Here is a 12,670-nt window from a genome sequence, read left to right on the forward strand (position 1 = left end):
AGCTGCCACAGCCAGACCAACCGGTGGCACCCAGACGCCCACCCCGACGCCGACCACGCCACCGCCGACCGGCGGCGCGTGCGACCTGCCCTCGTCGTACCGGTGGTCGTCGACGGGTGCGCTCGCTCAGCCGAGGTCGGGCTGGGTGTCGCTGAAGGACTTCACCGTGGCGCCGTACAACGGTCAGCAGCTCGTCTACGCCACCACGCACGACACCGGAACCACCTGGGGCTCGATGAACTTCGGCCTCTTCAGCAACTACTCGCAGATGGGCTCGGCCAGCCAGAACGCGATGAACTCGGCGACCGTCGCGCCGTCGCTGTTCTACTTCGCCCCGCGCAACATCTGGGTGCTGGCCTACCAGTGGGGCGGCACGGCCTTCTCGTACCGGACCTCGAGTGACCCGACCAACCCGAACGGATGGTCGGCGGCGCAGACGCTGTTCACCGGCAGCATCTCCAACTCCAACACCGGCCCGATCGACCAGGCGCTCATCGGCGACGACCAGAACATGTACCTGTTCTTCGCCGGCGACAACGGTCGGATCTACCGGGCGAGCATGCCGATCGGGAACTTCCCGGGCAGCTTCGGCTCCAACTACACGACGATCATGACCGACTCGACGAACAACCTCTTCGAGGCCGTCCAGGTCTACAAGCTCCAGGGCCTGAACAAGTACCTCATGATCGTCGAAGCGATCGGCGCGAACGGGCGCTACTTCCGCTCGTTCACCGCCAGCAGCCTGGGTGGCACGTGGACGCCGCAGGCCACCAGTGAGAGCAACCCGTTCGCAGGCAAGGCCAACAGCGGTGCCACCTGGACCAACGACATCAGCCACGGTGAGCTGCTGCGGACCAGCGCCGACCAGACCATGACCGTCGACGCGTGCAACCTGCAACTGCTCTACCAGGGTCGTTCCCCCAGTTCCGGCGGCGACTACGGCCTCCTGCCGTACCGGCCGGGTCTGCTGACCCTCCAGCGCTGACGATCGGACACCGCCGGGGGCGGGGGGGGGGGCGCGCGGGCCCCCCCCCCCCCCCCCCCCCCCCCCGCCCCGGGGGGGGGGGGGTCTTCACGCTCGCCGCGGCCGGGCTCGCCGCCGCGGTCGGCCTGCTCTCCATCACCGTGGCGACCGGATCGGCGTCGGCCGCCGACAACCCGTACCAGCGCGGTCCGGACCCGACCCGGACCAGCGTCGCCACCGAGAACGGTCCGTTCGCCAACACCTCGGTCAGCGTCCCGACCGGGTACGGCTTCAACGGCGGCCGGATCTACTACCCGACCGACACCAGCCAGGGCACCTTCGGGGCCATCGCGATCTCGCCGGGTTACACGGCGTTGTTCTCCGCGGAACTGGCCTGGATGGGGCCGTGGCTGGCCTCGCACGGCTTCGTCGTGATCGGCATCGAGACCAACAGCCGTAACGACTTCGACACCGCCCGGGGCACCCAGTTGCTCGCCGCCCTGGACTACCTGACCCAGCAGAGCCCGGTACGCGACCGCGTCGACCCCACCCGGCTGGCGGTCGCCGGCCACTCCATGGGCGGCGGTGGCGCGCTGAGCGCCGCCACCCGGCGATCATCGTTGAAGGCCGCGGTCGGCATCGCGCCGTACTCGCCGTCATCGAACCTGGCCAACGACCGGGTGCCCACAATGATCTTCGCCGGGCAGGCCGACACCGTGGTCACCCCGTCCTACGCCACCGGCCTGTACAACAGCCTGCCGAGCACGACGGAGAGTATCTACCTGGAGGTCGCCGGCGCCGACCACGGGTTCATGGTCGGCCGGTCGAACCCGGTGATGATCCGGACCATGTTGCCGTTCCTCAAGATGTTCATCGACAACGACGCCCGGTACAGCCAGTTCCTCTGCCCGTTGCTGGACTCCAGCGGTGTGGTCACCTCCCGCAGCACCTGCCCGTTGCTGCCGTCGACGCCGACCACCCCGCCGACCGACCCGCCGACCGACCCGCCCACCAACCCGCCCGGCTCGGCCAGCGAGATCGTCGGCACCCAGTCCGGCCGGTGCGTCGACGTGCCCAACGCCTCCCGCACCAACGGCACCCGGGTGCAGCTCTACACCTGCAACAAGCAGACCAACCAGGCCTGGACCTACACCTCAGGCAAACAACTGCAGGTGTACGGCACCATGTGCCTCGACGCCGCCGGCTCCGGCAACGGCGCGGCGGTGCAGATCTACAGCTGCCACAGCCAGACCAACCGCCTGATCAGCTGAGACGGGCGGGCTCGGCGCCATGCCGGGCCCGCCCGCACCACCCCCGGCGCAGTGCCCGCGCCGGGGGTGGTGCGGGACGGCTGTCAACGAGGGGCGATCAACGGGGCGAAGTCGACGCGGGTCAGCGGCTGTTCGGACAGTGAACCGTCCGCGCGGGGCACCCGGAGCGGCCGGCCGTCACGGGAGAACGTGACGGTGGTGACGTCGTCACGGCTGGTGAGGGTGCAGACGATCTGTCCGAACGCGAGGACCTCGTCGCTGCGGCCGGCATCCTCACCAGGTTTGTCGACCACGACGCGGGCCTCGGTGCCGGTGACCGTGACCCCGGCGGCGTTGACCGCTCCCGCCAGCGCGGTGGTCAGGTCCGTGTCACGCTCGGCCGCCGTGGGTCCGGCCAGCAGATGGCGCAGTTGTTCCTCGACGGTGGGTGGTCGGTCGACCCGCCGGACGAACGAGATGATCCGGTTGTCCCGCACGAAGCAGAGCGTCTCGGCGGCCGGGCCGACCGGCGCGCTCGTGTCGGCGGACGCGGAGCTCTGGAATGGCCCCTGCGGTGCCTGCACCACCCGGGGGGCGTCATCGGTCGGGATGCTGCAGCCGGTCAGCGATGCGGCAACCGCCAGGACGGCGAGATGACGATGTTTCACGGCAGGCTCCCCGGCAGGGTGACGCGGAAGCGGGCGCCGCCGCCGGGCCGGTCGCCGACCGTCACCTGTCCGCCATGTGCCGCGGCGTGCTGCGCGACCAGCGCGAGCCCGAGCCCGGTGCCGTCGCCGGTGCCGCGGGTGTGCGCCGCTCGCCCCCGAACGAACCGGTCGAAGATCGCCTCGCGGTCCTCGACGGGCACGCCCGGTCCGTCATCATCGACCTCAATGACTCCGGCGGCACCGTCGCGACCCAGCCGGACGCCGGCGGGACCACCCCCGTAGGTCACCGCGTTGTCGAGCAGGTTCGCCAGGACCTGCGCGACGCGGCGCCGCTCCACCAGCCACGTCGCCGGCACGTCGGGGGCGAGCTGGACGAGCGTCGTGGGCAGGTCGAGGGCTCGGCAGGCGTCGCGGGCCAGCCCCACGACGTCCACGGGCGCCCGGTGTGCGGGCTGGTCGCTGCGGGCCAGGTCGATCAGGTCGTTGACGAGCCGCTGGAATCGGTCGATCTCGTCGGCGACCAGCCCGGCCGCGATGGCGGTCCGTTCGTCCTGGTGTTCCCGACGGCGGGCCAGGACGCTGGCCGCCGCGGCGAGGGTCTGCAACGGCGAGCGCAGCTCGTGGCTGACGTCGGCGGCGAACCGGCGGTCCCGTTCGATGCGGTGGGCGAGGCGGTCGACCATCTGGTTGAACGAGGAGGACAGGCGGGTCAGGTCGGGGTCGGTGGCCGTGTCGAGGCGGGCGGTGAAGTCGCCGGCCGCGATCTTCTCGGCCGCGTCGGCGACAGCGGTCAGCGGGCGCAGCCCGTGCCGGGTGGCGTACCAGCCGAGTGCCGCGCCGGACCCGGCGACCATGATCGCGACGGTGGTCAGCGCGAGGGCCAGGACCTGGAACGTCTGCTCCAGCTCCCGCAGCGAGTTGACCTCGAAGTACGCCGCGGACGCGGACAGCGGCACCCCGACCACCAGGGCGGACTGCCCGTCGACGCGTACCCGCTGCACGGCGGGTTCCCCGGCGGCGACGACCCGCCGCAGCTCGGCGGGGATGGCGGCGGTGGTGCCCGGATCGGCGGCGCGCGCGTACCACTCGCCGTTGAGGTGCAGCACCGGCCGCCGGCTACCCCCGGTGTCCAACGACCGGAGCACCTCCACCACGTCCGGGGTGTCCGTGTCGATCCCGGCACGAACGACCGTGGCGTCGAAGTAGGCGGCGCGCAGGGCGGTGCGTTCACGCTCGTCGAGCAGGGACCGGCGGGTCAGATCGTAGGAGATCAGGGCCATCGACGCCGAGAGCAGGAGCGCGCCGACGGCGAACGCGGCGGTGACCCGGGTACGCAGTCCGAGGCGTCTCATCGCTGCAGCTTGTAGCCCAGGCCCCGCAGGGTGACCAGGTGCCGCGGGTTCGCCGGGTCCGGCTCGATCTTCTGCCGCAGCCGGCCCACGTGGACGTCGACGAGCCGCTCGTCTCCGCTGTCGTACCCCCAGACCCGTTCCAGCAGTTGCTGGCGGGACAGCACCCGGCCGGCGTGCTCGGCCAGCTCGCACAGCAGCCGGAACTCGGTGCGGGTGACCGGTACGGGTTGGCCGGCGCGGCGGATCTCTCCCCCGTCGGGGCTGATCTCCAGCTCGCCGACCACGAGCACCGGCACGGGATCCGGCGTGTGCCCCGCGACGCCGGTACGGGCACGGCGCCGCAGGGCGCGCAGCCGGGCGGTCAGTTCCTTGATCGCCACCGGCTTGACGACGTAGTCGTCGGCGCCGGCTTCGAGGGCCGCGACGATGTCGTGGGTGTCGTCGCGGGCGCTGACCACCACGATCGGCACGTCATCGTCACGGCGCAGCTGCCGGATGCACTCGAACCCGTCGAGACCGGGCAGCATCAGGTCGACGAGCACGTAGTCCGCCGGGTCGCGGCGCTGCACGCGCAGGCCCTCTTCGGCGGTGGCCGCGCCGAGAGCGTCGTAGCCTTCGTCCTCGAGTGCGAGCAGCAACGCCAGACGGATGCGGTCGTCGTCCTCGATCACCAGTACGGCCGTCATACCGGGCATCATCCCCAGACGACCGGCTCGGCTGCCAACCGCGGCGGCAGGTTGGCAGATTTGTCACGGAACTGTCACAGATCCGCGTGGTGACCGCCAAGCCGGCACGGCAGGGTCCTAGGCGACCGCGTCCGCGAAGGAAAAGGGGGTGTGCCCGTGACCGGACCGCTGGCAACCACGCCGTGCACGCTGCCGCTGGTCGAGGTGTGCGTCACCGAGTTCGACCTGGCCTGCCTGCCGGCGACCGGGGCAGTGTTCGACCGGCTGGTGGCCCTGCGTCCCGCACAGGTGGTGGTCGACCTGTCGGGCTGCCGGCACATCGACGCCGCCGCCATCGGCCTCCTACTCGATGTGCACCGGCGGCTCGCCCGGGCCGACGGGGTCCTCACCGTCCGCAACCCGAACCCGCGCATCCGGCGCATCCTGCACACCGCCCGGCTGGACCAGATCCTGCCGATAGTCGACACCGCCCCCTCGTCGCCGCCCGGCACGGCGACGGCGGAGCAGGAACCCATCGCCGCACCGCCGGTGTTGGTCGCTCATGGCCGCGCCTCGGTGCGAGCCGCGACCTGACGGAGCGTCGCACCTTTCCACCTCCGGCTGAACCGCTCCCCGGGTCGCGCCATCAGCCTCGGGGGCGGCCCAGCTCCGGCTCTGCACGAACGCCGTGTCCCACCGCGCGCGAGGACACGGCCCCAGGAAGGACCAGCAGAATGACAGTTGTCCCGGACGACCACCTGATGACCCTGATCTGCGACACCTGCGGCGACTCCGTCAAGGCCACCGCGTGCGTGCTCCCCGACGCGGAGGTCGTCTGGACCCTGGTATCCGAACAGGGGTGGAGCGGTTCCCCGTTCGCCACCGGCCCGCACCGCTGCCCGCACTGCAGCCTGCTGCCGCCCGCTGGTGGCGGCCACGCGTCGTGCGGGGACCACGGTCCTGGCGGGATCCTCGGCATCGACCACGTGGACGACGTGACAGTTGTCGCCGCCGCCGGTGACGTCGATCTCGACACCGGTGACACGCTGCGCAACGCCCTGCGGCACGCCGCCGACATGGGCGGAAACATCGTGGTCGACCTGAGCCGGGTACACCTCATCGACTCCACCGGCCTGGGCCTCCTGGTCCGCGCCCACCGTGACGCCCGGGACCGTGGGGCCACGCTCTGCCTGGCCGCGCCGTCGCGGTTCGTCCGCACCGTCCTGCACACGATGCGCCTGGACGGGGCCTTCCCCATCTTCGACAGCCGCGACGACGCCCTCGCCCAGTTGTCCGCGGGTTCGGCGTCGGAGCGCACGACCTCCGCCGCGACGGCCGCCCGTTCCTGATCGACATCGATCGGCCGGTGTTCCCCGTGGCGTACGTCGAGACCGACTGCCACCCGCCCCCGTACTCCAAGGACACCCGAGGAAGCCCATGAGCATCGCCGGTCTCGTCACCGCGCTCCTCGTCGGCGTCGCAAGTGGCCTGTTCGGCAGGCTCGTCATCCCGGGACGCCGGGAAGCCCCGATCTGGCTGACGGTGTCCGTCGGGGTGGTCGCCGCGCTGGCGGGCACCATCCTCGCCCGGCTCGCTGGCGTCGACACCGGCACCCTCAACCTCCTGACCCTGGTCATCCAGGTCGGCCTCGCCGGCAGCGGCGTCGTGCTCGTCGTCGCCACCGCCAAGCCCCAACCGTCCGACGCCCCGTGAACCGGGGGCGACGCAGCGGCGGCACCGGTGCCCGACGTGGACGTCCCACCGGCCCGCGATTCCGCCCCCGCCTCGCCACGACCAAGGAGCTGACCGTGTACCTGCCCTGGCCATTACCTGACGAGAACTGGTCCGGCGACGCCTCGAACCGGCCCGAGCCGGATCACGAGGACCGACGCATCGAGGCGCTTGTCGCGCAGCGACTGAGCATCGACTGGACCACCCGACGCCAGCAGATCGTCGTCTCCGTGCAGAACCGGGTCGTCATCCTCGCCGGCGTGGTGAGTGACCCGAACACCCGGCAGGTCGCGGCGGAACTCGCCTACGACGTGCCCGGGGTCTTCGACATCTGCAACACGCTGCGGCTCAGCGGCCCACGGCGCAGCCACTACCAGGGGTAACCACACCGCACGCTGCGTAACAGCGGATCGGACGCTCTCGTGCCCTAGCGACGGTGACACCCTGATGGTCGTCGTCTGGTCAACGGGGGTCCTGCTCGCACGCCTTCCTGATCTGGCGCTCCCGGGCTATCACGGCCAGCCGAGCAGTCGGGCGCCGAGGACGGCTGTCTGCAGCGTGAACCGTTGGGTCGGCTCCCCGGGGTGGTAGCCGGTCAGGTCCCGGATGCGGTCGAGGCGATAGGTGATCGCACGAACGGACAGGTGCATCTGCCGGGCGGTCGCGGTGTGGTTGCCCTGGTTGTCGAAGAGCACCGACAGGGTCTCCAGGTACGGCTCGGCACCGCCGCGCGCCGTGGTCAGTGGCCCGAGGACCGTGGTCACCAGGTCGGTGATGGCGTCGCGGTCACGCAGGAGCACGGGGAACACCAGCAGATCGGCGGCATTGAGTACGGGCGTGGTGAAGCCGAGCTTGGCGGCGTGGTCGAGGGTGTGGCGGGCCTCGTCGAGGGAGGTGGCCAGGCCATGCACCCCTGGTTGGGTACGCCCGACGGCAATCTGCCAGTTGCCCGCGCCGAGTTCGGTGAGGAGCAGGTGGGCGAGTTCGGCCGCGATTCCGCGTAGGCCGCCGGCGCTGATGCAGACCACGTCACCGTCGCGGAGGGTGGTGAGGGTGTTGCCCTCGCCGAACCTGGAGGCCAGTGCGGCATCGATGCGGTGCGTGATGCCGGTGGTCAGGCCGGTCGCACGGGCGATGAGGACGGTGTGGGTGGCCGACAGGCGGATGCCATATCGGTGTGCGCGCTCGGCGAGATCACCGGGATCGGCCCTACCGGTGAGCAGGTCGTTGACGAACACGGAACGTTCGTTGTCGTGGCGATCAAGCTCGGCACGGTTCTGCCGGGCGTACCCGTCCAGGGCGGCGCTGAGCAGGACACGCGCGGTGTCCAGGAGTGTCTCGGCGCGGGAATGCACGGCGGCCGCGGTGTCGGTCGACGCGACCGGGTTGGCGCTCCAGTGGGCGGTGGTGGCATCCAGCAGACCGGTGACGAGCTCGCGCAGCTTGAGCCCTTGACCCGCTGCGCGGGCACCCAGGCTCGCCGCCGCCCGACGCCGGGCACCGGCCGGGACGGACAGCAGATCCTGACAGTCGGCCGCCAGCGAGGTGTCGTCGCTCATGGGCTGTTCCTTGTCCACATGGCGGTGGCCGCCGGTGAACGGCGGCCACGAGCTTCAGGTTTACACACCGATGTCGCGGCGGTCGAAGACGATAACGCCGGCGATCGTGGCCGCGGCACCAAGGAGCACGAGGGCGAGAAGCTCGGCCGGGTGCCAACCGGTGTGCAGTGGGTCGGTGCCGATGAAGTAGTGGAACGGTGACAGCCAGCGAACCCAGTGCCATCCGTCCACCATGCCGCCGATGGCGTTGGCCATGTAGGTGGCCACCGCAAGGCCACCGGTGATCGCGAGAACGGCAGCCCGTTTTCCGGTGGCGGCGCCAACGAGGAAGGCGATGCCGGCGAAACACCACACCAGGGCGACCAGCCCGGCGGACGCGGCAGCGACGTTGGACAGGGCGATGTCCATGCCGATCCAGGGAACAATGATCATCAACAGGATCCACGGGATGGCGGCGATTCCGGTGAGCGCGCTCCCGGCGGCGACCACCCGTTGCCAGGCGAAAGCGGCGCGCGAGACCGGGTTGGCCAGCATCAGCTCCATGCCACCGTCCTCCTCCGGCCGAGCGATCGTGCGGGCAGCCAGCGTGATGGCGCACATCAGGACCAGCAGTGGGCCGACCAGGCTGAAGATGGTCGCCTGCAGATAGCCGGCGGGCGACAGCATGTCGGCGATGCCGAGGAAGTCCAGCATGCCCTGGGGCAACGCGTCCTGCTTCAGCTCCGCGGCACCCTGGAACTGGCTGTAGAAGGAGGTGTAGATGGCGGTGAAGGCGGCGACGCCACCGGTCCAACCGATCAATGCCAGGCGGTCGTCCCGCCAGGTCTTACGCACCAGCGCGGGAAGCATCGCCGGCTCCTTCCGCGTGGTAGTAGAACGACAGGAACGTCTCTTCCAGGTCAGGTTCGGCCGACAACATGTCCATCACCTCATGACGCGCCGCCGCCTTGATCAGCGGGTCGATGCGGCCGTCGACGGTGCATTTCAGCACCGGCCCGGACACCACCACGTCACGTACTCCGGGCAGGACACTGAACTCTGCCGGGTCCACCGGATCATCGAAGTGAATCTCGACGGCGCGGACCGCCCGCTTCCCCAGTGACTCAACCCGCTCGACCGCGGCCAGCCGGCCGGCGCGGACGATGGCGACCCGATCGGCCACCTGCTGCACCTCGGCCAGGACATGAGAGGACATGAAGACGGTCTGCCCGGCAACTCTGGCGTCGCGGACCATGGCCAGGAACTCCTGCTGCATGAGGGGGTCCAGCCCACTGGTCGGCTCATCCAGGACCAGCACCGCCGGCCGGTGCATGAACGCCTGCACCAAACCCACCTTCTGCTTGTTGCCCTTACTCATCGTGCGTACCGGGCGTGAGAGATCCAGGTCGAGCCGCTCCGCGAGCTCGGCAACCTGCGACCAGGCCACGCCGCCGCGTGCCGCGGCGAAGAAGCGCAGCAGGTCCTCCGCCTTGTCGCGCCCGGGAAACACGAGCTCGCCGGGCAGATAGCCGATCTGACGGTGCAGTGCGGCCTTGTCCCGGCGCGGGTCGAGTCCGAGCACGGTCGCGTGTCCGCGAGTGGGGCGCAGGAAGTCCAACAGCAGCCGGATGGTGGTGGTCTTCCCTGCACCGTTCGGGCCGAGGAAACCCACCACCTCCCCGGCACGAATCTCCAGGCTGAGCCCCTCGATGCCGCGACGCTGGCCATAGAACTTGGTCAGGTCCTCGGTGAGCAGAGCGATGTCGCTTGTCATGCCCACATCGTCGCCGGCCTTCCCGCCCGGCATCCAGGTCAGCACCCGGCCGACATCTCGCTGAGGCCGTTGCCGAATACCGGAAGCAGTAGCCCGAACCGCTGCCCGGCGGGTCCCCGAGCCGCGAGCGCCGGGAGTACTCTCCCATCAGGTGCGCCGGGAAGTCTGGTCGGCAGGTCATGTCGTGCTGCGACTCCTGGAGGCTCCGATGGGCGTTTCTGCCTTGCGCACCGAAAATCTGTCCAAGCGGTATGGACGCCTACTCGCCCTCGACAACCTCACCCTCGACGTCGCGGCGGGCGAGGTGTTCGGGTTCCTCGGCCCCAACGGCGCCGGAAAGTCAACAACGATCCGGCTGCTGCTCGGCCTCGCCCGACCCACCTCCGGTCGAGCGCGGATCTTCGACACCGACGCCGCCGACGTCGCCGCCGCCCATCGCCGGCTCGCCTACGTACCGGCGGATGTGGCGCTGTGGCAGCGGATGACCGGCGCCGAGGTGCTGGACCTGCTCGCCCGCATCGGTCCCGGTACGGACACCGCGTACCGCGACGAACTCATCCAACGGTTCGCGCTCGACGTGTCCAAACCGGCCGGCACCTACTCGACGGGCAACCGGCAGAAGGTCGCCCTGATCGCGGCGTTCGCCACCCGGGCGCCTCTGCTGGTGCTGGACGAGCCCACCAGCGGCCTGGATCCGCTCATGGAACTGCAGTTCCGGCAGGCCGTCGGGGTTGCCCGCGACAACGGGCAGACGGTCTTCCTCAGCTCCCACCAGCTCGCCGAGGTCGAGGCCGTCTGCGACCGCGTCGGCATCCTGCGCGCCGGCCAACTGGTGGAGGTGGCCTCCGTCGCCCAGCTACGCCGACTGCACCACACCGAGGTGGCCGCAACGTTCACCGGCACGCCACCGGACCTCACCGGCGTCCTCGGCGTCGACGGCCTGCACGAGGACGGCCCGGCGGCAGTGCGATTCACCCTCAACGGCTCCCCCGCCGCGGCGCTGCGCGCCCTGGCCGACGCTGATGTGGCGACGATCGTCGTCCGCGAGCAGAGCCTGGAGGAGATCTTCCTCGCCTACTACGGGCAGAGCCCCCGATGACAGCGACCGCGACGCCGGCAACCCGCCCGCAGCCGGCAATGCGAGGGCTCGCGGTGCGACAGGTACGCCGGGGTGCCGTGGTCGTGACCGCCGTCTGCGCGGGCATGTCCGCGCTGGTGGTGGTCGGCTACCGCGCGGACGCGCTGGATCCGGCCGCCGTGGCGGCGCTGGCCCGCAACCCTGCGATCCGTACCCTCTTCGGCGATCCGGTCGCGCTCGACCAGGCCGGCGGGTTCACGGTGTGGCGTACGGGCACCGTACTGGCGGTGGTGCTCGGTGTGTGGGCGATGCTGGCTGCCACCCGGATCACCCGTGGGGAGGAGGACGCCGGCCGGTGGGGCCTGCTGCTGTCCGGCCGGGTCACCCTTGCCGAGGCTGTCCGCCATCACCTCGGTGTCCTGGCCGTCGTGCCGGTCCTCGTCGGAGCGGCGACAGCGGCGGCGATGATCGCCGCGGGAGCGGAGAGCACCGGTTCGGTGCTGCACGGCACCGGCCTCGCTGCCGTCGGCCTCTTCTTCGTCGCGGTCGGAGGAGTCGGCGCGCAGCTGTTCTCCAGCCGGTCGGCGGCCAACGGTGCCGCTGCCGCCGTGCTGGTGGTCGGGCTACTCATGCGGATGGTCGGCGACGGTGTCCCCGCGCTGGCCTGGCTTCGGTGGCTGTCCCCGTTCGGGCTGATGGCGCTGACCCGCCCGTTCGCCACCGGTCGAGGGCTGCCGGTGGTGGTGCTGACATGTGCCGCCCTGCTGCTACTGGCCCTCGCGGGTTGGCTCGCGGCGCGGCGTGACGTCGGCGCGGGGATTCTGGCGACGTCCGACAGTCGGCCGGCGCGTACCGCATTGCTCGGTTCGGTGCCGGCCTTCGCGGTACGACGCACCATGCGACCGCTGGCCGCGTGGTCTGCCGGAATCGGCGCGTACTTCCTGCTCCTGGGTCTGATCGCCCGGTCCATGACCGAGTTCCTGACCGGCAATCCCCAGTTCGCGGCCATGGCGGCCCAGGCCGGCTTCCCCGCACTCGGCACTGTGGAGGGTTACGCGGCCACCATGTTCACGCTGCTGGCCGTGCCGGTCGGGGTGTTCGTCTCGGTGCGGCTCGCCGCCACCGCCGCGGACGAGAATGCCCGGCGTCTCACACTGGTGCTGGCCGCACCGGTGACCCGACTGCGCTTGTTGGCCGCCGAGGCGACCATCGCCGGGTGCGCCGCGCTGCTCCTGATCACGCTGTCGGGCCTCGCCATGTGGGCCGGCACGGCCATTGTCCATGCCGGGCTCGGGGCCGCTGACGCGCTCGCCGGTGCCTGGAACGTCGCGCCGATCATGGTGCTCTGTCTGGGAGCCGGCGTCCTGGCGCTCGGCTGGCGGCCGCGTACCGTGGCGGCGGTCGGCGCTCTTCCGGCCGCTGGTGGGTTCGTGTGGCAGGTCATCGCCGACAGCGTCGACGCCCCCGCCTGGGTCCGTGCGCTGTCCCCGTTCGCGCACCTGGCCGCGGTGCCGGCCACCGCACCGGCCTGGCGGGCAGCAGCGGTGATGGCCGGCATCGCCGCAGCAGGAGTGGTCGCCGGCTCGATCGGCTACCGCCGCCGCGACCTGTGCACCTGACGGTGATCAGTTCGACCCGACCCGGACGCCG

14 protein-coding genes are annotated in these 12,670 nt (G+C 71.0%); 8 read left to right on the top strand and 6 right to left on the bottom strand.

All coding sequences use genetic code 11. The annotated features are described in order from the left end of the window. Nucleotides 1-85: 85 nt before the first annotated feature. Entirely contained in the window at nt 86-985 is a 900-nt protein-coding gene (locus IF22_RS35875) for a non-reducing end alpha-L-arabinofuranosidase family hydrolase (protein WP_245233609.1), read from the top strand. Nucleotides 986-1,125: 140 nt separating this feature from the next. After that, complete coding sequence (locus tag IF22_RS0110765) at nt 1,126-2,235, top strand: poly(ethylene terephthalate) hydrolase family protein (RefSeq protein WP_245233595.1); 1,110 nt, start codon at nt 1,126-1,128, stop codon at nt 2,233-2,235. Nucleotides 2,236-2,318: 83 nt separating this feature from the next. On the opposite strand, the gene IF22_RS0110770 is transcribed toward IF22_RS0110765, so the two are convergent. The 3 genes from IF22_RS0110770 to IF22_RS0110780 are packed head-to-tail and all read right to left on the bottom strand — an operon-like array spanning nt 2,319 to nt 4,920. Continuing rightward, complete coding sequence (locus IF22_RS0110770; protein WP_030330822.1) at nt 2,319-2,882, bottom strand: GerMN domain-containing protein; 564 nt, start codon at nt 2,880-2,882, stop codon at nt 2,319-2,321. After that, nucleotides 2,879-4,234 (bottom strand): sensor histidine kinase, encoded by a 1,356-nt coding sequence (locus IF22_RS0110775; RefSeq protein WP_030330824.1) that lies wholly within the window; start codon nt 4,232-4,234, stop codon nt 2,879-2,881. Before IF22_RS0110775 ends, IF22_RS0110770 begins: the two co-directional genes overlap by 4 nt. After that, complete coding sequence (locus IF22_RS0110780) at nt 4,231-4,920, bottom strand: response regulator transcription factor (protein ID WP_030330826.1); 690 nt, start codon at nt 4,918-4,920, stop codon at nt 4,231-4,233. The genes IF22_RS0110775 and IF22_RS0110780 overlap by 4 nt, the downstream gene beginning before the upstream one ends. Before the next feature lie 156 nt (nt 4,921-5,076). Between IF22_RS0110780 and IF22_RS0110785 the strand changes: the two genes are divergently transcribed. The 4 genes from IF22_RS0110785 to IF22_RS0110800 all read left to right on the top strand — a co-directional run bounded on the left by IF22_RS0110785 (nt 5,077) and on the right by IF22_RS0110800 (nt 7,013). Then, nucleotides 5,077-5,493, top strand: coding sequence for an STAS domain-containing protein (locus IF22_RS0110785; RefSeq protein ID WP_051708309.1), 417 nt, complete (start codon nt 5,077-5,079; stop codon nt 5,491-5,493). 140 nt (nt 5,494-5,633) lie between these two features. After that, nucleotides 5,634-6,248, top strand: a complete 615-nt coding sequence (locus IF22_RS0110790) for an STAS domain-containing protein (RefSeq protein WP_081883781.1) — start codon at nt 5,634-5,636, stop codon at nt 6,246-6,248. Between the two features lie 88 nt (nt 6,249-6,336). Then, entirely contained in the window at nt 6,337-6,612 is a 276-nt protein-coding gene (locus IF22_RS0110795) for a hypothetical protein (RefSeq protein WP_030330832.1), read from the top strand. A 95-nt stretch (nt 6,613-6,707) separates the two neighbouring features. Continuing rightward, nucleotides 6,708-7,013, top strand: a complete 306-nt coding sequence (locus tag IF22_RS0110800; RefSeq protein ID WP_030330834.1) for a BON domain-containing protein — start codon at nt 6,708-6,710, stop codon at nt 7,011-7,013. 129 nt (nt 7,014-7,142) lie between these two features. On the opposite strand, the gene IF22_RS0110805 is transcribed toward IF22_RS0110800, so the two are convergent. From IF22_RS0110805 to IF22_RS0110815, 3 genes are read right to left on the bottom strand one after another with little or no spacing between them, the layout of a single operon-like run. Then, nucleotides 7,143-8,189, bottom strand: a complete 1,047-nt coding sequence (locus IF22_RS0110805; RefSeq protein WP_051708311.1) for a PucR family transcriptional regulator — start codon at nt 8,187-8,189, stop codon at nt 7,143-7,145. A 60-nt stretch (nt 8,190-8,249) separates the two neighbouring features. Then, on the bottom strand, nt 8,250-9,038 hold the full coding sequence (locus tag IF22_RS0110810; protein ID WP_030330838.1) for an ABC transporter permease subunit: 789 nt from the start codon (nt 9,036-9,038) through the stop codon (nt 8,250-8,252). Beyond that, complete coding sequence (locus tag IF22_RS0110815; RefSeq protein ID WP_030330839.1) at nt 9,016-9,942, bottom strand: ABC transporter ATP-binding protein; 927 nt, start codon at nt 9,940-9,942, stop codon at nt 9,016-9,018. Before IF22_RS0110815 ends, IF22_RS0110810 begins: the two co-directional genes overlap by 23 nt. Before the next feature lie 208 nt (nt 9,943-10,150). On the opposite strand from IF22_RS0110815, the gene IF22_RS0110820 reads away from it, so the two are divergent. Both IF22_RS0110820 and IF22_RS0110825 read left to right on the top strand, forming a co-directional pair. Further along, entirely contained in the window at nt 10,151-11,041 is an 891-nt protein-coding gene (locus IF22_RS0110820; protein WP_030330841.1) for an ABC transporter ATP-binding protein, read from the top strand. Next, entirely contained in the window at nt 11,038-12,639 is a 1,602-nt protein-coding gene (locus IF22_RS0110825) for a polyketide antibiotic transporter (protein WP_030330843.1), read from the top strand. The genes IF22_RS0110820 and IF22_RS0110825 overlap by 4 nt, the downstream gene beginning before the upstream one ends. The last annotated feature ends 31 nt before the right edge of the window (nt 12,640-12,670 follow it).

It is taken from the genome of Micromonospora parva, from assembly GCF_000718515.1.
Lineage (GTDB): Bacteria > Actinomycetota > Actinomycetes > Mycobacteriales > Micromonosporaceae > Micromonospora > Micromonospora parva.